Genomic DNA, 22,491 nt, shown 5'->3' with positions numbered 1-22,491 from the left:
ATTATCTTTGTAATATGGCAGAACTTCTTACAGAACAAGAGCTTCACAACCTTGCGATGAATATCGTAGGAGAAGATTTAAAGAGTCAAGGCTTTGAGTTTATGGCAGTAAATTCTAAGCTTAAAAAGGACCCGCAGTTTGTGGCTCTCAAGGATAAAAAATTACATTTTGTAATCGTAAGAGCGCGTACATTTCCAGAAGATGCAAATGTGTATGATGAAGCTTTTATGATAAAAATGCGTGATCACGCACTCAAGTTTGAAGCACGTACATTTTATGCTGGGGTAGGACTAGGTCACGGAGACAATTATCAAAAACCGGTCGAAAAAGATTCGGCTTACAGAGAGATTTATAACGGACTTCAAGAGATACAATAATGCGCATACTTCTATCATTTCTTATTGCTGTAAGTTTTCTAGCTTGTAAACAGTCACAAACCCCAGACGAGATTACAATCGCAGGCAACGCTTTTGGCACTAGTTATGGAGTAAAATACTTTGGAGAGGTAGCAGAGGCTCCACAAATTAAAAAGGGTATAGACTCTGTGGTAGCAGTGGTAAACCAGTCACTAAGCACGTACATTCCGGAAAGTGATATCTCAAAAATAAATAGAGGCGATACTACCGTTGTTGTAGATGCTATGTTTAAGGATGTATTTACGCTTTCGCGAAAGCTAAATAAAGTCACATCAGACTACTTTGATCCTACAGTAGGCACATTGCGCAATGCGTACGGTTTTGGGGATACAGAGGCCTTAGAAACATTAGATGGGCCTACATTAGACTCATTAATGCAGTATGTAGGTTGGAGTAAAGTACAATTACAAGAAGATGGAACGATAAGCAAGACCGCTTCAACTATTTATTTTGACTTTAATGCTATCGCAAAAGGGTATGGAGTAGATAGAGTGGCAGCTTATATGGGTTCAAAGGGGTTTAATAACTACCTCGTAGATATAGGTGGAGAGATAGTGGCCGCAGGGACCAACCTTAATAAAGAACAACGCTGGACAGTAGGAATAGAAAATCTAGATTCTAAAGTGACAGACAGAACGGCATCAGTTCTCGTAAACCTTACAAACAAGGCGATGGCTGGCTCTGGAAATTACCGAAAGAATCGCGTTGACGAAGCTACGGGTAAACAATACGTACATACCATAAACCCACTTACGGGTTCTGCAGAGCGTAGTGATGTGCTCAGTGCAACCATTATTGCAGATGATTGTGCCACGGCAGATGCTTGGGCAACTTCTTGTATGGCAATGGGGCTTGAGCGCTCAAAAGAGGCCTTAAAAGGTCAAAATATAGAAGCTTACCTCGTGTATGATGGAGGAGTTTTTATGACTCTAGGGTTTAGTAAATATATACAAGATTAACGTTTTAATAGAAAATGTCCAGCAACGTCTTCTCGGTTATTAAACTTTAATAAAAACCAATAATCACTAGAAGGAAGTAGCTTCCCTCTGTACGTTCCATCCCATCCACTGGATTGCGGAGATAGCTGCTTTAATAATTTGCCGTATCGGTCAAATATGTATATGGATGCTATATCTTCTATATCGCCAATGCCTATTATTTTCCACTTATCATGATATCCATCACCATTAGGTGTGAAGTAGCGAGGATAATCTAAAATGAGTTGTCTTTCTGTGCTGGTGCCACATCCCTTTTTATCTCTTACATAAAAGTTATAATAACCGTTAGTTAGTCCTGTAAAAGTATTGCTGTCTTGGAAGTTGCTTGGCACGTCAATTGCATACTCATATTCACCTAAACCTTCTGTATTTACTATGGCGGTATTATTATTCTGTGCAAAACTAGTAACTGATATCTCTGTGATATTTGCTATGGAACTTCCAACAATCGTAGTGCTCTGTGTGGCTCTACAACCACTGATATCTGTTATATTAACGCTATAAGTTCCAGGAGCATTAACTGTGATTTCATTGAGATTTTCTCCAGATTGACCATTACTCCATTCGTAGAAAGCATAATTAGCTTCTGTAGTAAGTATTATAGGTTGCGCATCGTTAGTGCAAATTTGTAAGTCTTGAGGTAAGGTCACATCAAATGGTATAGCTACAGATAAATCAAATTCATCAATATTGAAACAGCCTGTGAGGGTGTTTTCTACACGATAATAAAGCGTTTGTGGGTTAGCTATGTTGACATAATCTAATTCAATAGGATCTGCACCTGTGCTTACATTATCCAAAGTTTCATGAAATGTCACAGCTACATTGTTTTGATTATTTATCGATGGAATGAGTGAAGCAAGGTCAAATCTTGTTTTCTCGTCTACAGGACCGTCAAGATCACATAACTCTTGATTTTGGATTGGATTTATAGTTGGAGTTTCAGGTAATTGTGAGGTTCCTGTAGTTTCAATATCAAAACTTTGATTACCTATTGCACGATCAATTAAAACATAATATGTCTGACCAGCGAGAACATTTAGACCGCTTAAAAAACCATCGCCATCTGCTCCTGGTCCCTCTGATATATCATCATTAGGTTCTGCTAGAGATAACCCTGTGGCTGCACTTACTCCTGCAGCTCGTGGGTTTGTAGTAGAGCACCTTATGGCATCACCTAGTGAGCTACAATCATCTGTGGGGCCATAAACAGCAAAATCATAGTCATCTGTATTGTTAGTAGGGGTGATGGTAAAACCAAATGTGCCGTCAGATGTAAATGTAAAACTTAGCCAGATTGTGTCAGAAAGACCAAAAAAACAAGGTGGGGGAGTATTAGCAGATTCTGAGAATTCGTCAAATCCCACTCCCGCAGGTTCTATACCTAATTGTAAACTGCCACATACTTGTATGGCATTTATACAGTCATTTGAAGTTTGTCCAAACGAGACGTAAAAGCTAAAAAAGAGTAACAAATAAATTGCTTTAGCTTGATGTCCCATTGGGTTAGATTAGTTAGCAAAGCATGAAAATACGATTATTTATAACAAACTGGTAATATCTCTCCTTGAGCTAGTCTATAGCGATCTACTTCATCTTGAGATAAGGTGTTTGTATAATCTACTTCATCTACTTTAAATCCTATGCTTCTTAGTTTGTCAAAGTAGTCACGACCATAGACACGTACATGGTCATATTGTCCAAATATTTTAGCGCGTTCTTCACGATCTGTGATGGTGTCATCCTCAAAAGTTAGGGCTCTATCAAGTTCTTGCGGTATTTGTAAAATAGCCATCCCACCTGGTCTTAATACGCGATATAATTCTTGCATGGCTTTAGTGTCATCTGGGATATGCTCTAATACATGATTACAGAATATGAGATCATAACTATTTTCGCCGAAAGGCAAATCACATATATCTGCTTTTACATCTGCTAGTGGAGAGTTTAAATCTGTAGTGGTGTAATCTAGGTGTGCGCTTTCGCGAAAGCGTTTATAAAATGCTTGCTCTGGAGCAAAATGCAACACTTTTCTAGGGGAGGTAAAGAAATCTGTTTCTCGTTGTAACCATAGCCACAAAAGTCTGTGACGTTCGAGTGAAAGTGTAGATGGAGACAGGACATTCTCTCTTGGCGTACCATAACCGTACGGTAAAAATTTCTTAAATGTTTTTCTGTCAATAGGGTCTTCGTAACGGACACCTTTTAAAAAGGTAGCCATAATTGGTCTCACCACATAACTAGCCCTTATTAACAAAGGTCGCGGAATGGCATTTAAGAAAAATTTGAAAAGCTTTTTCACTAGTTACAGCACTAATGCTTGCTGACGAAAAGGACTTTCCTCATCGCTCTCAATCCCTAAGGCCTTGTAGATGTATGCAAAAGTGGATAATAATTCAGGTTTACCATCTAATATAGCAACATCATGCTCAAAGTGGGCACTTGGTTTATTGTCGCGTGTAGTTATCGTCCAGCCGTCATTGTGCTGTGTGATATTGCGAGTTCCCATATTAGTCATAGGCTCGATGGCTACTACCATACCTTCTATAAATTTTTTACCGCGTCCACGTTTACCGTAGTTAGGCATTTCTGGATCTTCATGCATGGTAGTTCCTAGACCGTGACCTACGAGTTCGCGCACTACACCATAACCGTGGTCTTCGGTAAATTTCTGAATAGCATACCCTACGTCACCTACGCGATTTCCTACTTTAAGCTGCTCTATACCTACATAAAGAGATTGCTTAGTGACTTCAAGTAATTTCTTTACTTCAGTGCTTACTTCTCCTACCTCAAACGTATAAGCGTGATCACCATAAAATCCATTTTTTATAGCACCACAATCTATAGATATAATGTCACCTTCTATAAGAGGTTTGTCATTTGGGATACCATGTACAACTTGCTCATTAGGACTCATGCATAAGGTGTTAGGGAAATCATATAGCCCCAAGAAACCAGGAATGGCATCTTGTGATCTTATATATTCTTCGGCAAGTTTGTCTAGATATAGCGTAGTGACTCCTGGCTTTACTTCGGCGGCAAGCATACCTAAGGTGCGGGATACTACTAGCGCACTCTCACGCATTAACTCAATCTCTTCTCTTGTTTTCTGTATAATTGCCATTATGCGTTTTCGTCTTTAAAAAGCTCCTCTATGCGAGACATAAAGCTCTTTTTTGATTGTTTTCTAGCAGGTTTACTGCGCTTCTGTTTTAGCGAGGGTGATTTCTCATCACTGCTGCCTAATATTTGATAGATCTCACCCCATCCCATCATACCACGTACATCGCGATCGTCAATAAAAATATCTGCGTTGATCTTGCGGCTTATATCTTCACTTAAAACTTCCTCTGGATAGCTTTTATTTATGGCATAAAATGTAATGCCATTATCCGCACAGAACTGTACGGCTTCATCTAAGCGAGCACCACTTCTATAAGTCCACAAGATGAGTCTGTTTCCTTCTTGTTGTAATTTTTTATGAGTATTACAAAAGCAAATAACATAGGCTTACCAATCCCTGGATACGCATTTTCTACAATGGTACCATCAAAATCTACTGCTATGGTTTTTATTGTTTCGATTGTTTTAAAGTTTATGCAAAATTACAAAAAGAACTACGGTTACGTTTATATAATAACAAAGGGCTTCTATAAGTTTTATAGAAGCCCTTTGTTATAAGTTAATAATTATTATTGTATCAGGTCACCCTTAGGGTCTGGGCCATATTGATTAGTACCATGAGTTCCTTCTGTTATCATTAGTATAAGAAACCAAATGCCACCTATAAATGGAACAAAGTTTATAAAATACCAAGTACCGCTTTTACCCTGATCGTGAAGCCTGCGTACTGCTACCGCAATACTAGGTATAAATAGAGCGACTATGTAAAGAAAAAGTAATAGACTCCCTACCATAATTAGTGCCTCACTTTCCATTGCAGCACCAGCAATAAGTGGAATATAAGCAAGCATGACGAAAATAACATTAAAAAGCGCAAACATCCAATACTCTTCCCTACGTGCTCTTCCTTCAAAGTTTGCATAATTATCTCCTACTACTTTTAAATACCATTTCATAAATTAATTGTTTTTTGATCAATGTTTAATGCGCTAAGCTAATAAATATATATAGCTCCCTTAAAAATTATGTTTAAAATAAAACCCCTCATGAAGATGAGGGGTTTGAAATTAATAACTGTTGTTTATTTACTCGGCATAAGCATGTTGATAATCTGCGCCAGATAGAATCTTTGCCATATCTTTCTCTAAGCTTTCTAGAGGATACTCTACAATACGACCAAGTTCTTGACCATCTTTCATAAAAATGAATGTAGGCACATTTGTTATATCTTTCCCTTTTACTAGTTCTTCTGGAGCTGTTTTATCTTGCGAAACAGTGATAAGTTTTACAGTCTCACTTTCATAATCTACCTCATCAAGGATTTTGAAAAATGCAGGCACTTCACGCTGGCTGTCCTCACACCAAGTTCCCATAAATATAGTGACCCTTACATCTTTAAGACCTTCCTTAACAGCCGTAAGGGACTCCGTATTTATAGTATGATTTTTGTAACTGTTCATAAACCATTCGTTATATGGCTCAGACTCTAAGGTTTCTCGTTCTTGCGCGCCTAAAAGGATAGCAACCCCATTGTCGTCTACATTTTCATCTACAACTTCTACTTCTTCAACAACCACAACTTCTTCGGTGGTGGTCTTTTCTTTACAAGAAAAAGTAAGTGCTATAATAGTAGCTAAGGCTATAATATTAGTTTTCATAAGAGTGTTTGTAAGGTTGTTGATTTAAGATCTTAAGCATGTCTTCTTCCAGACTTTCTACTGGACGCTCCACAATACGGCCTATTTCTTTACCATCTTTTTTAAAGATGAAAGTAGGTACGCGTATGATGTTATTACCGTCAGTATATATTGTTGGTTTCTTTTTTGTACGATCTACAGTAATAAGTTCTAAGTCTTGATTTTTAAAAGAAGCTTCATCTAGAATTTTAAACATTCTTGGAGTTTCACGCTTACTATCACTACACCAAGTTCCCATAAAAGTGGTGATAGTAACGTCTTTTAGTCCTTGTTCTATTTCTTTTATGTAATCTCCATTTACTGCATATTTAGCATAGTTAGGATTGAACCAACTATCAAAAGGTGCTTGTTCTAAGGCAGTTCTATCTTCTTTACCTACTAACATTGTTTTCACTTTAGGGGCGGGTTTTGCAACCACTGCTGGCAGTGCAGGTTTAGTAGGAGTTTCTGTTTCTAAAGTCTCTGTAACCTGCGGTGCAGGAGTAGCTTCTACTGTTTTTTTTGAGCTATCACAACTTGACATAAGTGCAAGAAGTGCGAGTGTTATATAAAAATGCTTCATTGTATATGTAATTTATATTAGAGGTGTACAATCCATAACAGCTGGTTGGTCTACGCCTAGTAGCTTTAAAACTGTAGGCGCCACATCAGATAGAATACCATTGTTGATTTTCTTGATGTCTTTATCGACTAGTATCACCGGTACTGGATTTGTCGTGTGTGCCGTATTAGGCGATCCATCTGGGTTGATCATCACCTCTGCATTACCGTGGTCTGCAATGATGATTACAGTATAATCATTTTCTTCGGCGGCGGTTACAATATCTTTTGTACAGCTATCTACTGTTTCGCAGGCTTTTATTGCGGCTTCCATTACACCCGTGTGACCTACCATATCTGGATTTGCAAAGTTAAGACATACAAAGTCTACGTCTCCTTTGTTTATTTCCGGAACAATTTTGTCACGTATCTCAAAAGCGCTCATTTCTGGCTGCAGGTCGTAGGTGGCAACCTTTGGCGAGGGAGCTAGTAATCTAGACTCTCCATTAAACGGTTCTTCACGCCCTCCAGAAAAGAAGAAGGTTACGTGAGGATATTTTTCTGTTTCTGCGATGCGTATTTGTTTCTTACCTGCGCTTTCTAAAACTTCACCAAGGGTATTTACGAGATTGTCTTTGTCGTAAATAACTTTAATGCCTTTAAAGGTGTCATCATAGTTAGTCATTGTAACATAATACAGGTCAAGCTTTTTTGTGTCTTGCTCTGCAAAATCTTTTTGAGATAACATCTCTGTTAGTTCGCGACCACGATCTGTTCTAAAATTAAAGAAAATCACTACGTCACCTTCTTGCACGGTAGAGATAGTCTCCCCATCTTGAGTTACAAAAAGCGGATCTATAAACTCATCTGTTTTACCTGCGTCATAGCTGGCTTGTATAGCTTGTTCTATATCTTTAGTAGGTGTTCCCGCTCCTTTGGTAATTAAATTATATGCTAGTGCAACGCGTTCCCATCGTTTATCTCTGTCCATTGCGTAGTAGCGACCTATGACAGATGCTAGTTGTGCGTTGTGTGCTTTCGCGAAAGCAGAAATATCACCTATCATCTTTTTTCCAGATTTTGGATCTACATCTCTACCATCAGAAAAAGCGTGAATGAAAGATTGTGGCACTCCTGCATTTTCGGCAGCGAGAATAAGTCCTTTAAGATGCTCAATGTGTGAATGTACACCTCCATCAGAAACGAGACCGAGAAAGTGAACAGACTTGTTGTTTTCTTTCGCGAAAGCGAAAGCATCCTTAAGCGCTTGCTCATCTTTGAGCGTATCTTCTTTAAGTGCTTTGTTGATCTTAGCAAAGTCTTGATAAACAATCCTCCCGGCGCCTAGGTTCATATGGCCCACTTCGCTATTACCCATCTGGCCCTCTGGCAGGCCTACATTCTCACCGTGGGTGAGTAGCTGTGCGTGGGGGTACTTATTGTAAAGGCTGTCTATAAAAGGCGTTTGTGCCTGGTCTACGGCAGATACTTTTTTGTCTGGAGCCATACCCCAGCCATCTAGTATCATTAGGATTGTTTTTTTATTCATCGTCTTAGGTTGAGTAGTAAAGATAAAAACAAAACCTCGCGGGTGCGAGGTTTTAAAAGGGTTTTAACGAAAACGGTTGCGAGTATATTATTACATAGTCGCTGGTCCCGTATAACCATATTTCTGGATGCTCTCCTTGATTTGTTCTATACGATTTTCTGGATCTGGGTGTGTGCTAGAGAATTCTGGCTGACTACTGCCGCCACTTGCCGCTTTAAGTATTTTCATCACACCTATCATCTGGTATGGGTCATAACCAGCGCGTATCATAAAGCGTACGCCTAGATCATCACTCTCTAACTCGTCATCACGACCATTACCTAACAAGACACTCTGGCCTATAGAACCTGCAGCACCGCCCATGCCGCCGCCTACTTCTGCACCCATGGAGATGGTAGACCACATGCTAGAGTTTTCGGCGCGCTCTGCGCTGTGTTTTCCAAGTACGTGACCTATCTCGTGACCTAGTACACCTGCGACTTGATCTTCATTTTCAAGTTTTGAAAGTAGGGCATAGGTGATAAAAATTTGTCCTCCAGGAAGTGCAAATGCATTTACTGTCTGTTCATCTCGTAATAAGTGAAAGTCGTATCTATAAGGGGTCTCACGAGCCATACTTTCCTGTACTAGCTTATTTCCTACTTGATCTACAAAGGCTTGCAGTTGCTGGTCTGGGTGTAAACCGCCATGCTGCTCTGCCATCTGTGGGGCATACTGTATTCCCATTGCAATCTCCTCATCGGGTGACATGCTTATTGCTTGTACTTTGCCTGTATATGGATTTTCTTCTCTATTGCTGCAGTTTTTTAAAAGTGCAAATGCAACAATGGCAACTCCTATAAGTAACCTGATCTTAAGACCGCTACCTCTTTTCATAATCTAGATGGTTGTTTTTATTAATGCTTACAAGGTAATAAAAAGTCTGTAGTCTCTTAGTATAATAGCCTTGTAGAAACTCGTAAACCGGAACAGCAGCTGCTATTCCGGTTTTTGTTTATGTATGTTGAAGTACTATTTTACAGCAACTCTCCACCCGTATTTATCTTCTGTGCGGTTATATTGTATGTCGTTTAAGTCTTTTTTAAACTGTACTCCATAACTGTTTTCTGGTGCATTGAGTTTGTGATCTTCACCCTTGTAAGCAAAGCTCTTAAAAGGAACTACTACTGCAGCAGTACCTACGCCAAAAATTTCTTTAAGCTCACCAGCTTGTGCAGCTTCTACAATGTCTTTTACAGCCACTGGTCTTACTTCTACAGTAATACCTGCTGCTTCTGCCAGTTGTATAATACTCTTACGTGTGATACCATTAAGGATAGTGTCATTAGTAGGTGCTGTAAGAAGTTTATCTCCCACACGGAAAAATACATTCATCGTACCTGCTTCTTCTAGGTATTCGTGTGTATTTGCATCTGTCCAGATTACCTGCTGGTATCCTTCTTCTTTTGCAAGATTAGTAGGGTAAAATTGTGCAGCATAGTTACCTGCAGCTTTTGCATAACCTACACCACCACTCGCGGCACGGCTATACTTTTCGGCAAATACTACGCTTACTTCACCAGAGTAATATGATTGAGCAGGCGCAAGAATAATCATAAACTTGTACCTGTCTGATGGTGATGCAGATACTCCTGGTTGTGTTGCAATGTGAAAAGGGCGTATATACAAAGAATTACCATCTCCAGCTTTTATCCAAGCTTCGTCTAGTTTAAGAAGCTCCATAAGACCTTCCATAAAAACTTCTTTAGGAAGTTCTGGCATTGCTAGACGTGCAGATGAGGTATTGATACGCTCCCAGTTATCTTCTGGACGAAATAAGAAGATATCTCCATTGTCATCCTTAAATGCTTTCATTCCTTCAAAAACAGCCTGTCCATAGTGAAAAACTTTTGCACTAGGATCCATAGAGATAGGGCCGTAAGGAACTATTTCTGGTTGTTGCCACTTGCCATCTGCATATTCTACAGAAAACATGTGGTCTGTAAATACGCTACCAAAAGCAAGGTTACTAAAATCAACATCAGCAATTTTACTGTTGTCACGCTTTGTAATACGAAGTGTAGAGGTTGTTTCCATAGCAACAAATTTAATGATTTGTCATCCTTGTCGAGTGATTTTTGCATAATTTTACGATGTTCAACTAAAAACCAATCTATTATGAAAATATATGCAACGATATTCTTAATTTTCTTGACAATACTAAGTTGTAAAGAAGTTAACAATGAGGGTGATAACGCTTTCGCGAAAGCGGAAACTGAAAATAAAGAAGCTCAACAGGCGTATGCGAGCTACGGAGAAAAGATATCTGTAGACGGTGCAATGACCAAAAATGAGATCTCAGAAAGGTATGCAGCTCTTGCCGAAGGTGATACGGCTATCGTAAAATTTGAAGCACCTATTAATGATGTTTGCGCTTCAAAAGGTTGCTGGATGCGCTTAGATATCGCAGATGAGGAACAAGTTTTTGTAAAGTTTAAAGATTACGGATTCTTTGTGCCTACAGATACTAAAGATGGAAATGCCGTTGTAGAAGGAAAAGCTTACCTAGAGGAAGTATCTGTAGATGAACTGCGTCACATGGCAGAAGATGCTGGAAAATCTAAAGAAGAGATAGCTGCGATTACTAAACCGGAGCGCGAGTTACGCTTTATGGCAGATGGTGTGTTAATTAAAGCAGACTAAGCCACACTTTATAAAATCATTAAAAAAGGGTAGGCGTATGCTTACCCTTTTTTACTAGTATTACCTAACAGAAATGAAGAGAGAAATTATAACTACAGGAGACGGCTCAAAGACGATACATATTGCAGAGTGGGATGAGCAGTATCATTCTAAACATGGAGCGATACAAGAAGCACGTCACGTGTTTTTAATGACTGGAGTAGAGCACTATGTTACACAACATCGAGATCAAAAAGAAATTGCAATACTAGAAATGGGATTTGGTACAGGGCTCAATGCCTTGCTTACCTATTTTGAGGCACAAAAGCATCAAGTTTCTTTTAATTACGTGGGAGCAGAAGCCTATCCCGTTACATCAGAGGAAGCTTCAGCAATGGATTATGCTAGTCAGCTAGAGGAAGAGGATGCTACAGAGGTTTACAACGAGATGCACGACGCTGCTTGGGAAAAGGAAATTAGAATAAGTGACCATTTTATGCTTACAAAACGCAAGCAGCGTTTTGAAGATATTACGGATAACGAGGTTTTTGATTTGATCTATTTCGATGCCTTTGGACCAAGAGTTCAGCCTACATTATGGACCGAAGAGATCTTTGCAAAAATGTTTAAAGCACTAAAACCAAATGGTGTTTTGACAACTTATTGTGCTCAAGGAGCTGCAAGGAGAGCAATGCAAGCTGTAGGTTTTCTAGTAGAGCGACTGCCAGGACCTCCGGGCAAACGCGAGATGTTAAGAGCTACAAAGCTTACTCTCTAAGTTTTTCTATAATTATAATAAAGAGATATCCACCTACATAAGCGAGCATATCCCACCAAGAGAAAGAGGTGCCTAGAATAATGCGAGCAAATTTATTGTCGGCTAGACCTGTGTAGTTTATAAAAGAAATTGCTTGTAAACCTTCTACTATAAAAGCAAATAGTAATACCGCTAGCGCAGTGATATTTTTGCTTTTAAAACTTCTCGGGATATTAAACAATCCCATTATAAGCACATAGATTAGCACTACAACGATACTATCGCCTAAGTAAGGTCTAATGAAATTGTCGTGTACATAAATGGCAATAAATATTCCTATTGCTAGTAGGACTAAGAATGCGATGATGTATTTAAGTGATAAGCGCATTAGTTTTTGTGTTTTGAATGAGTGAATTGTAGTCCAAAAAAGGATAGAATCATGATAGCTGCGTAACCAAATGTGACCATCCAGGTTTTACTATTTATATATGGATGACTAATTTGATTCCATATGTCGTTAGTAAGACCTGAGGGGTTTTGAATAATATCCCAGCTATTCCATCTTAAAAATCTACCTAGATAAATACCAAAGCCACAAAGGATAAATATGCCTATGGTAACATAAGAAATATATTGAGATCTCAATTTTAAAATGAGGAGCTTTTGCATGTCACTTACCGTTAAGTACATTATAAATAGCGCATACCAAACAAAAGCTATAAGCATTAAGATATCGTACCAAATAACATCTGGGGAGCTATGCTGTAAGTGCTGTAAATCACTTATTAAATAAGGCGTATTAGGCAAAAAAAGTAACCATGGTATTGCTATTGGAATCCACTTCCAGCTAGATTGCATCCATTGTTTTTTTGTTACTAAAAGTAGTGAGCAAGCATAGGGTATAAATGCAAGAAACAGATTCCACACTAAAAAGAGAAAGAAAAATGAACCAGTCATCTTAATGCGTATTGCAAGTAAAATGAAGCATAGTAAAAGACCTCCTATGAGAATATAGAACTCTCTAAGTTTTGAGATGATAATTTTTTCCATGACTATAAAAAATTAAGAACAATTGCCCCGCATGCAAAAGCTAGCGGAATATTTAATAGCATAATGACTAGTGTCAAAAAATGCTCTGGAAGTTCATTGCGATGTATTGCAGCATTAAAGAATACCCATATAAAAACCACGAGATGTACGATTATTGTTGGGATTAAGTGTAAGTAACCTACCATAGCAACTTCACTATCTTTTGTGATCATATATACAAATACAAATAAGATCCCAAGACAGGCACTAAATGCTGCTAGCTTTATCGCAAATCGATTAATTGCGTGCTGCGGTGTCGGTAATTTCATAGCTTGATGTGTTTGGGTTTATTAGGCCTAGAAGTGTTTTGGATTGCCAGGTTTCTTCAGATAAAGAAGTTTGCCATTGCTCATATCTATTTTGAATACTTGTACGATTCATAGGTTTTTCTGGGTGCGCTTTTGCGAAAGCGTATAAAATATCTCCATTGCTATTCCCCATAGAGAGGAGGTAATTGACATCTGGAGAGGCTACTTCATGCAGATTATATGTAGTAATCGCACGATCCCAGTTAAAACCTGAAACGACAATCAGAATTATAAATGCAATACGAGTATTTGCTTTTACGATAAATAGTAGGTTGTTTTTACGCACGATTTTTACATAAGTAGTGATCATACCAGCAATACATAGTGCGAGGTAAATAAACACTCCTATTCTTTTATAAGTGAGCCCGAAACCACTACTGTACATATAATTTTTATAAGCCGTAAATAAGATGATCATTATGTTAAGCGCAATCCAGACATAGGTAAAACGCCTTAGCGTCTCACTTTTTTTGTAAAAATTAAGATCACTGCGAAAGAGAATTAATATCGTAGTAATCGCAATAATAATGGAAGTAATAAGTGCACTCACGCCATCGTGTACCGTGGTGGAAAGTGTAGCTGCATCCGCAAGGGGGTCGTGAAGTATATACCAAATATCTGTAGTGATAAATATTATAATGAGCGCATTAAGTGCTCCTAATAGAATAGTGCCTAGTAGTTGTTCTCTATTAAGGGTAGTAGCTTTAATGTCAGATATAGGTTGTTCAGATAGAGTAGTGGAAGCATCGCGATCTATAGAAGTAATGATGTCTAGCTCTGCCCTAGAGGTGAGGTTTATAAGTAAGTAATACCCCATACCTGCAGTGAGTAGCCAATTAAAGTTTACAAAATCAAGATTAATAGCCGAAATCCATTCACCTAGTATAGGGTTTGCTTTACCATAAAGCATCGCAAAAACCACTACCAGCGTAGTGACAATAGCTGTGGTAAGGATGATAAATTTATAATTGTGATTTTTTTTTGTCTTAGGGATGTCTTTATTAGGATTCACCGTACTATGTAAAGCACCTAGCAAAGATTGATACAGTCCGTTGAGCCACTGTACATATACTGCGTTTTTAATTCCCGATATACTACCTGCAAATACAATAAAAGCAAAAATACAAGTGATGATTGCAAGCAAACTATTTACTGTAAATACAAACACGGCACTCAATACATAGAGCCCTGATGCAAGGAAAAATGATTTGTTCGACTTGGTTTCCGGACGAATGATAAGAACCGCTACTACTGCAATTATTGAAAATAATAGCATATTGAGGCCAAGGCTTTGACCGTAAAATAGAAGACTAAAAAGTATAGCGCCTAAACATCTGATTATTGAAGTTTTCATAAAGGTTTGATTTTTAAAGTATGTTGTAAATCTGTGAGTGGTTCTGTGAGTAGATTTAAGTAATTGAGATTATAAAATCGATTTGCTTTTTTTCCTCTCTTGAAAGCTTTTATAAATGACTTAAAATGATCTATAAATAATGTTGTACCTACGGTGAGTACAATAAAGAGGTATAGAGATCGCTTGCCATTACCAAGAAGTAACCATTGCATTGCAATTTCGTCAGGCACAGCAATACTAGTAGTGGTAAGTACGTGAAACACGTCGTGATCTTCTAGTTGAGGTTCTGGAGTGAAGTTGTGGCTAAGTAAAAAGCAGCCTAGGTGATAACCTAGTGATGATGGTGCGTATTGTAATAATTGGTTTACAGATATACCCCACGCATCGTCTTGCTTAAAAAGCAATTTATACGGGACTTTACTCCACTCGTAGAGGCGTTCTAGTAGTAAATAACGAAGTGTTTTCATAATCTAAAAGTACTTTGTATTTCAAAGTAAAATGATAAAAAAATATATTATGAGTTCTTGCCTAATAATTTTTCAAGTGCTTCTATGTGCTTTTTAAATGCTTCCTTGCCCTTTGATGTGACGCTATAACTCGTATTAGGCTTGCGGCCAATGAACGCTTTTTGGACCACTATATAGGCTTCTTTTTCTAATGCTTTTGCGTGGCTAGCAAGGTTACCATCTGTGGCTCCTAGAAGCTCTTTTAATTCTTTAAAATCTGCCTTTTCATTCACCATAAGCACGCTCATAATCCCTAGGCGGATACGATGATCAAAAGCTTTATTTATGTTGTTTATGATGGACATTGTTGTGTTTTGTGGCGTCTATATGATGTGGTATACGCTTTCGCGAAAATATTAGTTGCTTCTATCATATTTATTATACATGATTGCTCCATAGATGATATGAAATACACCAAATCCCAATGCCCAAAAATACAACCCGTAACCTATAAATTGAGTGGCAACGAGACCAATAATCACATTTGCAAGTCCTAGGTATTTAATATCTCCTAGTGTGTATTTACTTGCGTTTACTAAGGCAAGGCCATAGAAGATAAGCGTTGCTGGAGCAATAAGACCAACAATACCATATTGAATTAGTACGATAGAGAAAATACCTCCCGCAACTAATGGAATAGCAAAATTTGCAATAAGTCGTTTTGACGAACTGTCCCAGATGGATTCTTTGTTTTTAGCCGCTTTCTTGTAGGTTAAAATAATTCCTGTGCCTATTGCAAGAAGTAATGTAACGAGAAATAATATGATTAAGTTTCCAGCCAATTCTACAGAGGCAAACATGCGCATAATAAGATTTAAAAAATCTTCTCTACTTGAAGCAAATAATTGAATATGACCTTGTATTAAATAATGAGCAATAACGGCAGCTACAAGAGCATATACTCCAGCAAGTATGCCAGAAAGGCCACTTAATGACATAAAACGTGAAGATTTACTCATCATCGTTTTGATGCTGGCAATGTCTTCTAGATATTTTGATGACTCCATAATAAAGTACTTTGAAATTCAAAGTTAAACTTTAATTTTGAATTTCAGCAAACATTATAAATTATTTTTTTTCTAAGTGTTTGTAGGATATGTGCTTAGTGGTAATCTAGGTAGGTGATGGGGGAATGTAGACTCTTGGAAAGAAGCTGTTATTGCTTATTCTTAGATAGATAAGGCATGCGTTAAGAAACAACTGCATGACTCCATAGCCCCGATTGCAATGAAAATCCCGCAATGGCGCGCTAGCGCAATGAGGAATTGTAATGTAAAGCGGGTGGTACCTCGCAAAATAAACAAAGTCCCTTCTGCTCAAAAAAGAAAGAATGAATGTAAAAAAGGGCAGGGGATTCTTAAAAAACCGTATCCTGAGTCTCGTCTGTAAAATACTCTAGAAATTTCATCCCACGGTAAGAGTTACCGTGTTTATTGAGTTTTGGACTCCACACAGCAATGGAGAAGGAGTTAGGCAAAATGGCAACCATGCCACCACCCACACCACTCTTGCCTGGAAGACCCACACGGAAGGCAAACTCACCAGCCTCATCATAAAAGCCGCAGGTTTGCATAATGGCGTTTATGCGTTTTGCCTGAGCGGGTTTTACTACTTTCATATCTGTTTGAATCTGCTTACCTTGATTTGCTAGAAATCCAAAGGTATAAGCCAGTTGCTCGCACGTCATCTCTATGGAGCAGAGGTGAAAGTATAAATCTGTTACTTGATTACATGTGTTATGAATGTTCTTAAAGGATTTTATAAAATTTGCTAGTGCATAATTTCGATATCCTGTTGCCTGCTCTGAGGCAGCAATGTCGGTAGCGTATTGTAAATCTTTAATTCCTGATACTTCTCGCACGTAATCTAATAAAGCCGTTTTAGGATCATCAAACAGGTCACAAATAATATCACACATTACAATCGCCCCAGCATTAATAAGAGGATTTCTGGGGATTCCGTTCTCACTCTCCAGTTGTACCAGCGAATTAAAAGCAGTTCCAGAAGGTTCAAAATCCATGCGCTCCCAAAGTTTATCATCTATTTTTGAAAGCACTAGGCTCAGGGATAATACCTTAGCGATACTTTGTATAGAAAACTTTACCGTGGAATCACCACAAGTAAACCGTTCTCCGCTTTTTGTGATGAGACATACGCCAAATTGATCTGAATCTACTGTAGATAGCTCAGGAATATAGCTAGCAACGGCTCCTTTATTTTCCATTTTCAACACCTTTTGATAGGTGTTGTCTAGTATGTTTTGGCAATCTATCATTCTCTAATTATTCTGCAATGTTAGTGTCTCAACAAGTCGAACGCCTGTTGCTGTTTTTTCAAATAGAAACGACGTACTTCCTCCTTGATAAAACGTAGGATACTTTGCGGTACGTTTACGCTTTCGCGAAAGCATTTCTATCACAAACATATCATTCTCGGTTTCAGAAACATAAAGATGGTAGCGTGATCTTCTTTTATCTCGTACTTTTTTAAAAGCAGGAATCTCAATTGGTTGATATAAATCACCAAAGAAGTTCTCAAAATCCTTATCTGCAAAACGAGTGTCCATACCATCTAGCCAGAATGCATAAGCTTGATTTGTAAAACTTACGGTCCCTGCCGATGCTGCAATTGCAGTGGCTCCCGTCTGTTTAAATTCAGGCGTTTTTTTAATTAAATCGACAGCTTTTTGATATGTCTCTGTAGTTTCTTGTGCTTGAAGCCCTAAGCTCAAACACAAAATGGTGATAAATATTGATAGTCTCATTATAGTACTTTTCCTTTTATTTTTTTCCAAACACTGAGTAGTAGTCCTGCAGATACAACGCAAATGCTCAATCCAATAAGTGCATTAGTCAGTTGGCCATAAATGAAGTAACCGGTGGTAAATAACGTTCCGTAAATTAATACACATCCCAGCAGCATTGCGACAATACCCATAGGTACACTCCAGTTTTCTGTAGTTTTTATAATGTTTACTTGTTCTTGGTTTGCTTTTATTATAATTTTTTTCCATCCTGGGCCTCCAGGTTGTGTTTTTTTATAGAACGCATAAAGTGTTTCTTTAGTTTCTGGTTGTGTGAGATAAGTAACAATAAGCCAAATAAGCGTTGAGCTAAAAACCACAAAAGGAAACTTGGCATACGCTGGTAACATCCCACTAGCTCCAAAGAGTGTTTCACCCAGTGAAGTAAATTCTATGAGGATAGAAATTACACCAGAGGCAAGCATGGCGCTTATCTCTGTCCACGCATTAATGCGCCACCAGAACCATCTTAGTATAAATATGAGTCCCGTACCTGCACCAAACATCAGTATGATATTAAAGAGTTGTAGCGCATTTGTAAGTGCCAAGGCAATGAGTGCGCTTATCACCATTAGAATTACCGTGGTAATACGACCTACAGCAACGAGTTCCTTTTCGGTGGCGTCAGGTTTAATTTGTTGTGCATAAACATCATTAACCACGTAAGATGCTCCCCAGTTGAGGTGCGTACTTATGGTACTCATATATGCGGCAGATAGTGATGCGAGCACGAGGCCTAACAACCCGCTAGGTAACATGGTAAGCATGGCAGAGTATGCTAGATCTTGTCCTAGTTTATCTTCAGATATATTTGGGAAAGCCTCTTGAATACTTGCTAGGTCTGGAAAGATAATAAGAGAAGCAAGTGCAACCAGAATCCACGGCCATGGGCGTAATGCGTAGTGCATGATGTTATAGAAAAAGGTTGCTCCTATGGCGTGGTTTTCATCCTTGGCAGCAAGCATACGTTGCGCCACATATCCACCACCTCCAGGCTCAGAACCTGGATACCAAGAACTCCACCATTGTACCGCTAGCGGGATGATGAGAAGTGTAATAAGCATCTCTGTATCGTTAAAATCTGGAAGGAGATTGATTTTATCTTTTACATTTTCATGAGAAATTAATGCTTCTAGCCCGCCTATTTCTGGCATACCTACGATGTAATATGCAGCACCAAATGCTCCTGCAATTGCAACAAAGAATAATATAAAATCTGTATAAACCACTCCTTTAAAGCCGCCTATGGCACTAAAGACAACGGTAATCACTCCAGCAACTATCACCGTTGTTACTGGGTCGAGACCTAGCATCACTTCGCCTATTTTTATGGCAGCTAGTGTAACACCCGCCATAGCCAGTACGTTAAAAACAATACCTAAATAAATCGCTCTGAATCCTCGTAAAAAACGAGCAGGAGCACCACCATAACGCAGCTCATAGAACTCAATATCTGTTTTTACCTCAGACTTACGCCATAGTTTTGCATAGACAAATACCGTTAGTAATCCAGTAACGAGAAATGCCCACCATACCCAATTACCTGAGACACCGTTAGTACGCACAATATCTGTAACCAGATTAGGCGTGTCTGTGGAAAAGGTAGTAGCGACCATAGAAAGCCCTAAAAGCCACCACGGCATATTACGACCCGATAGAAAGTATTGTGTAGTGTTTTTTCCTGCGCTTTTGCCTACGTAAAAACCTACGCCCAAAATAATTACAAAAAGAGCAATAATAATGGCAATATCTAAGCCAGATAAGTCAATCATAAAAAAGAAGAATGTATGGTGAATCAGAGTAGGAAGATAATGATTTAAAATAGCATCTATATTTATTGAGATGCCCTTTCTAATTTAAAATTTACAATTGCTTTGTTATCAGTAAAGAGTGTAAGAAAAGGTTGGCTGGGATTTTTGACTTTAACTTTTGCTACCAATTTGTTGTTTTTTCTATGGATAAAAAGCTTTTTAGCAAATTTAAATGATGCATTTTGGTAATAAATTTCCTTTCCTTTTGGGAGCTTATCAAAATAAATTAGATAAGTGTCATTTTTATATTCTGTTAAAATACCTTCGTGATCATCAGCTAGATGAATATCTGATGAGCTGTAGTAGGTGTAAAATACTGGTTTTGAGAAAAATGTTTTTTTTGATATTGGTTTTTCGAGTAATTGCCAGGTTGGATTTCCAGGGTAGTGGTGCTGAATAAAAACCTCTGGTGGAGCTTTATAAAATTTATTTGAAAAATTGAATTCCCATTTCGTTTTATACTCTACTTCATAGCCAGCTCCCCACGTAGTATCTACCAAGTGCCACTCCTCATCCAAGTATACAGCGTTCCATACATGATCTTTCATGCCAGGACCTGCCCCAATAAAATTTGGATTTAGTTTTGAATAACCACTAATTTTTTTAGCGGGAATTTCTAATTTTTCGCAAATCGCAACAAATAATGATGCATAATCAGCGCAAATTCCTTTTTTGCTTTTTAGAGTTTTAGTGATTCTTTGCCTCTCTAAGTTTCTCAATTGTCTCGCTTGTTCTTTTGGCGAACGATATATCATTAATGGAGAAGATCTAATGCTGTAATACCTGCTTAAATCATATGCGATATTCTTACTAATCCAAGTGTAGACAGCTCTTGCTTGTAGTTCTTTTGAGTTAAAGTCATTGTGGATTCTATAAGCAATGTCTTCAATGGTATTTAGTGTTTTTGGATAAGTGCTAACCTGCTGTTCTAGTTCTTCAATTGTCTGACTGTTTGCAAGGAGTGAGAAAAAAAGAAATGCGATTGCTAAATGTTTTATTTTCAAGATCTTTAGTTTTAAAAACTAAATATAAAACAAAACAATGAACCCAGCCGAAGAATACATCCTCGCTAAACCAGAGCCTTGGCGTTCTATGCTTATGGAGCTACAAGCTGTAATTAAGCATACCGTTCCTGACGTAGAGGAAAGTTATAAATGGCATTTGCCGTTTTATAGCTTAAAGGGTAAGATGTTCTGCTTTTTAAATTTCAGAAAGACATTTGTAGATGTCGGCTTTCCTAAGGGGATACTCATACGGGGCTTTGATGATGTATTAATCGCTGGAGAAGGCCGCAAGCAATTACGCTCGCTTAGATATCATGCTCCAGAGGACATTGATGTGCGTAAGCTAGAGGAAGTACTCAAAGCAGTGGCTAGTTTAACTTAATCTATATTTTCACCTTATTAGGGTCTAAATAGCCCATTTTTAAGTGCATAAATCACTAAGCCAGTCCTGTTTTTTAAGTTGAGTTTTGAGAATACGCTATCACGATATCCTTGTACAGTTTTTGGACTTAAAAACATAACATCTGCAATCTCGTTATAGGTCATCTCTGTACAAGCGTGTTTTATAAATTCGATCTCTCGATCTCGCAATGCATCTTTGTTGTTACCATTTAGACTTTTTACAAGGAGCTGGCTTACCGTATTTGTGTGATAATAACCGTTTACTGCAAGTTCGTTGAGAGCATTTTCAAGTGTCTTTTTTTCTGTGTCTTTAAGTAAATATCCTTTTGCGCCAGCGCGTATCATTTGTAAGATAGTGTGGTCATCCTCTTCTACAGAGAGCGCGAGTATGAGAATAGTAGGGTAGAGCTCTTTTACCTGTGTGGTAGCTTCTATACCGTCCATTATAGGCATGTTTACATCCATCAAGATGATGTCTGGGCGCTTGTTTTCAAAACGAAGATTATCCAGAAGTTCTTGACCATTTTTACAAGTGTAGAGTACTTTAAAATTTTCAAAAGAATTCACTAGGCCGCTTATTGCCTGGCTTAATAAGGTGTGGTCATCTACAATAACGATAGTTTTCATTGTGGTTGTGGTTTGTAAGTAAGCGATAGCGTTGTGGCCTCGCCTACGTTTGATTTATAGTCTATTGTTGCGCCTATAAGTTTTGTACGGGTTTCAATATTAGTGAGCCCTATGCCGTTTTTTGCTCTTGCTTGATCGTAGTTAAAGCCTACGCCATTATCTTTTATAGTGACATGCAGTGTATCAGATTTATAGAGTAGGTTAACGTCAAGGTTAGTTGCTTTGGAGTGCTTGATGGTGTTTGTAAAAAACTCTTGTAAGATTCTAAAGATGATGGTCTCAATCTTTTTATCTATAGTAATTGGGGTTCCTGTAATTTTGAGAGATGGTTTTAGATACGCCATTCTGTTAAAGCGTTCTAACTCTAAGTTTAAAGCTTCTGGAAGGGACATATTTTTTAGTGCCTCTGGATTTATGAGCTTAGAGAGTGCTCTTATTTCTGTAAGACCTTTGCCTATAGTAGCTGCTGCCTCGTCAAGATCTTGCTGACTACCACCACAATTTTGAGTTTGTATTTTGGCTAGCGTAAGTAGCTGCCCTATGTTATCATGGAGCTCCCAGCTTATATTACGTAGTGTCTCTTCACGTATTTCTATCTGCGTCTCTGCAATTTCTTTTTCAAACTTTTTCTTTGTTTTCTCCTGTTCTAAGAGTAAGGTGTTCTTACGTTTCATAAATACAGAGAAGAGCACTACAACAACAACTAGAAGCAATAGTAATATGGTAATAGCCACTAGGACTATAAATAGTGTGCCATTATCTTGATTTTGGATAAGAAGCATAATTTGGATTGGAGTAATTATAATGAATGTTGAAGGTACTTATTTTGATATTGATTACCCA

27 protein-coding genes and 1 pseudogene are annotated in these 22,491 nt (G+C 38.2%); 5 read left to right on the top strand and 23 right to left on the bottom strand.

All coding sequences use genetic code 11. From position 1 onward, the window contains the following. The first annotated feature begins 14 nt into the window (after positions 1–14). Together D017_RS03200 and D017_RS03195 are read left to right on the top strand one after the other, a co-directional pair. Positions 15–377: a hypothetical protein gene (locus D017_RS03200; RefSeq protein WP_035328806.1), complete on the top strand. Its 363-nt coding sequence runs from the start codon at positions 15–17 to the stop codon at positions 375–377. Beyond that, complete coding sequence (locus D017_RS03195) at positions 377–1,375, top strand: FAD:protein FMN transferase (protein ID WP_035334625.1); 999 nt, start codon at positions 377–379, stop codon at positions 1,373–1,375. Before D017_RS03200 ends, D017_RS03195 begins: the two co-directional genes overlap by 1 nt. Here the strand turns inward: D017_RS03195 and D017_RS03190 are convergent. The 10 genes and pseudogenes from D017_RS03190 to D017_RS03145 form a co-directional block, all read right to left on the bottom strand. Then, positions 1,372–2,916, bottom strand: coding sequence for a T9SS type B sorting domain-containing protein (locus tag D017_RS03190; protein WP_035334624.1), 1,545 nt, complete (start codon positions 2,914–2,916; stop codon positions 1,372–1,374). The two genes, D017_RS03195 and D017_RS03190, sit on opposite strands and share 4 nt — an antisense overlap. A 35-nt stretch (positions 2,917–2,951) precedes the next feature. Continuing rightward, positions 2,952–3,716, bottom strand: a complete 765-nt coding sequence (locus D017_RS03185; protein ID WP_035334623.1) for a class I SAM-dependent methyltransferase — start codon at positions 3,714–3,716, stop codon at positions 2,952–2,954. Positions 3,717–3,719: 3 nt separating this feature from the next. Then, positions 3,720–4,541: a type I methionyl aminopeptidase gene (map, locus tag D017_RS03180; RefSeq protein ID WP_035334622.1), complete on the bottom strand. Its 822-nt coding sequence runs from the start codon at positions 4,539–4,541 to the stop codon at positions 3,720–3,722. Next, positions 4,541–5,001 (bottom strand): annotated as a pseudogene (locus tag D017_RS03175) (hydrolase). Before D017_RS03175 ends, map begins: the two are co-directional and overlap by 1 nt. 108 nt (positions 5,002–5,109) lie before the next feature. Next, positions 5,110–5,496: a DUF805 domain-containing protein gene (locus tag D017_RS03170; protein WP_035334621.1), complete on the bottom strand. Its 387-nt coding sequence runs from the start codon at positions 5,494–5,496 to the stop codon at positions 5,110–5,112. Positions 5,497–5,625: 129 nt separating this feature from the next. Further along, entirely contained in the window at positions 5,626–6,198 is a 573-nt protein-coding gene (locus D017_RS03165; RefSeq protein WP_225969329.1) for a thioredoxin family protein, read from the bottom strand. Then, the gene (locus D017_RS03160; RefSeq protein WP_035334619.1) at positions 6,188–6,799 is read right to left on the bottom strand and encodes a thioredoxin family protein; all 612 of its coding nucleotides are present in this window, start codon (positions 6,797–6,799) and stop codon (positions 6,188–6,190) included. Before D017_RS03160 ends, D017_RS03165 begins: the two co-directional genes overlap by 11 nt. Before the next feature lie 12 nt (positions 6,800–6,811). Further along, the gene (gpmI, locus tag D017_RS03155; protein WP_035334618.1) at positions 6,812–8,326 is read right to left on the bottom strand and encodes a 2,3-bisphosphoglycerate-independent phosphoglycerate mutase; all 1,515 of its coding nucleotides are present in this window, start codon (positions 8,324–8,326) and stop codon (positions 6,812–6,814) included. A 90-nt stretch (positions 8,327–8,416) separates the two neighbouring features. Beyond that, positions 8,417–9,202, bottom strand: a complete 786-nt coding sequence (locus tag D017_RS03150) for a M48 family metalloprotease (RefSeq protein ID WP_035334616.1) — start codon at positions 9,200–9,202, stop codon at positions 8,417–8,419. A gap of 135 nt (positions 9,203–9,337) precedes the next feature. Then, on the bottom strand, positions 9,338–10,402 hold the full coding sequence (locus D017_RS03145; RefSeq protein WP_035334614.1) for a branched-chain amino acid aminotransferase: 1,065 nt from the start codon (positions 10,400–10,402) through the stop codon (positions 9,338–9,340). A gap of 81 nt (positions 10,403–10,483) precedes the next feature. On the opposite strand from D017_RS03145, the gene D017_RS03140 reads away from it, so the two are divergent. Beyond that, positions 10,484–11,008 (top strand): DUF4920 domain-containing protein, encoded by a 525-nt coding sequence (locus tag D017_RS03140; RefSeq protein WP_035334612.1) that lies wholly within the window; start codon positions 10,484–10,486, stop codon positions 11,006–11,008. A 73-nt stretch (positions 11,009–11,081) separates the two neighbouring features. After that, positions 11,082–11,765, top strand: a complete 684-nt coding sequence (gene mnmD / locus D017_RS03135; RefSeq protein ID WP_035334611.1) for a tRNA (5-methylaminomethyl-2-thiouridine)(34)-methyltransferase MnmD — start codon at positions 11,082–11,084, stop codon at positions 11,763–11,765. On the opposite strand, the gene D017_RS03130 is transcribed toward mnmD, so the two are convergent. The 11 genes from D017_RS03130 to D017_RS03080 form a co-directional block, all read right to left on the bottom strand. Continuing rightward, complete coding sequence (locus D017_RS03130) at positions 11,755–12,132, bottom strand: DUF2809 domain-containing protein (protein WP_035334610.1); 378 nt, start codon at positions 12,130–12,132, stop codon at positions 11,755–11,757. The genes mnmD and D017_RS03130 overlap by 11 nt on opposite strands. Then, positions 12,132–12,794: a DUF1361 domain-containing protein gene (locus D017_RS03125; protein ID WP_035334608.1), complete on the bottom strand. Its 663-nt coding sequence runs from the start codon at positions 12,792–12,794 to the stop codon at positions 12,132–12,134. Before D017_RS03125 ends, D017_RS03130 begins: the two co-directional genes overlap by 1 nt. Before the next feature lie 2 nt (positions 12,795–12,796). Next, positions 12,797–13,102 carry a hypothetical protein gene (locus D017_RS03120; RefSeq protein WP_035334607.1) on the bottom strand — a complete coding sequence of 102 codons (306 nt, stop codon included), beginning with the start codon at positions 13,100–13,102 and terminating at the stop codon, positions 12,797–12,799. Continuing rightward, positions 13,071–14,495: a DUF4173 domain-containing protein gene (locus D017_RS03115; protein ID WP_035334606.1), complete on the bottom strand. Its 1,425-nt coding sequence runs from the start codon at positions 14,493–14,495 to the stop codon at positions 13,071–13,073. The genes D017_RS03120 and D017_RS03115 overlap by 32 nt, the downstream gene beginning before the upstream one ends. Next, on the bottom strand, positions 14,492–14,962 hold the full coding sequence (locus tag D017_RS03110) for a Coq4 family protein (RefSeq protein WP_035334605.1): 471 nt from the start codon (positions 14,960–14,962) through the stop codon (positions 14,492–14,494). Before D017_RS03110 ends, D017_RS03115 begins: the two co-directional genes overlap by 4 nt. Positions 14,963–15,009: 47 nt before the next feature. Continuing rightward, positions 15,010–15,306, bottom strand: coding sequence for a transcriptional regulator (locus tag D017_RS03105; RefSeq protein ID WP_035334604.1), 297 nt, complete (start codon positions 15,304–15,306; stop codon positions 15,010–15,012). 51 nt (positions 15,307–15,357) lie between these two features. Next, positions 15,358–16,008 carry a hypothetical protein gene (locus D017_RS03100; RefSeq protein WP_035334602.1) on the bottom strand — a complete coding sequence of 217 codons (651 nt, stop codon included), beginning with the start codon at positions 16,006–16,008 and terminating at the stop codon, positions 15,358–15,360. Between the two features lie 350 nt (positions 16,009–16,358). After that, positions 16,359–17,276, bottom strand: coding sequence for a glutaminase (locus tag D017_RS03095; RefSeq protein ID WP_035334601.1), 918 nt, complete (start codon positions 17,274–17,276; stop codon positions 16,359–16,361). A 3-nt stretch (positions 17,277–17,279) separates the two neighbouring features. Beyond that, positions 17,280–17,765: a hypothetical protein gene (locus D017_RS03090; protein ID WP_035334600.1), complete on the bottom strand. Its 486-nt coding sequence runs from the start codon at positions 17,763–17,765 to the stop codon at positions 17,280–17,282. Further along, complete coding sequence (locus D017_RS03085) at positions 17,765–19,576, bottom strand: sodium:solute symporter family protein (protein WP_035334598.1); 1,812 nt, start codon at positions 19,574–19,576, stop codon at positions 17,765–17,767. Before D017_RS03085 ends, D017_RS03090 begins: the two co-directional genes overlap by 1 nt. A gap of 62 nt (positions 19,577–19,638) precedes the next feature. Next, on the bottom strand, positions 19,639–20,619 hold the full coding sequence (locus D017_RS03080; RefSeq protein ID WP_035334597.1) for a transglutaminase domain-containing protein: 981 nt from the start codon (positions 20,617–20,619) through the stop codon (positions 19,639–19,641). 37 nt (positions 20,620–20,656) lie between these two features. Here D017_RS03080 and D017_RS03075 point away from each other — a divergent pair, with 37 nt between their 5' ends. Continuing rightward, a complete protein-coding gene (locus tag D017_RS03075; protein WP_035334596.1) occupies positions 20,657–21,001 on the top strand; it encodes a DUF1801 domain-containing protein in 345 nt (114 codons plus the stop codon). Between the two features lie 17 nt (positions 21,002–21,018). Here the strand turns inward: D017_RS03075 and D017_RS03070 are convergent, their stop codons facing one another. Continuing rightward, positions 21,019–21,648: a response regulator transcription factor gene (locus D017_RS03070; RefSeq protein WP_035334595.1), complete on the bottom strand. Its 630-nt coding sequence runs from the start codon at positions 21,646–21,648 to the stop codon at positions 21,019–21,021. Next, the gene (locus D017_RS03065) at positions 21,645–22,430 is read right to left on the bottom strand and encodes an ATP-binding protein (protein WP_035334594.1); all 786 of its coding nucleotides are present in this window, start codon (positions 22,428–22,430) and stop codon (positions 21,645–21,647) included. Before D017_RS03065 ends, D017_RS03070 begins: the two co-directional genes overlap by 4 nt. Positions 22,431–22,491 lie beyond the last annotated feature (61 nt).

Source organism: Dokdonia sp. PRO95, from assembly GCF_000355805.1.
Classification (GTDB): Bacteria; Bacteroidota; Bacteroidia; order Flavobacteriales; family Flavobacteriaceae; genus Dokdonia.
Note: the sequence above shows the minus strand (reverse complement) of the source record. Positions and strands in the feature narration are given on the sequence as shown.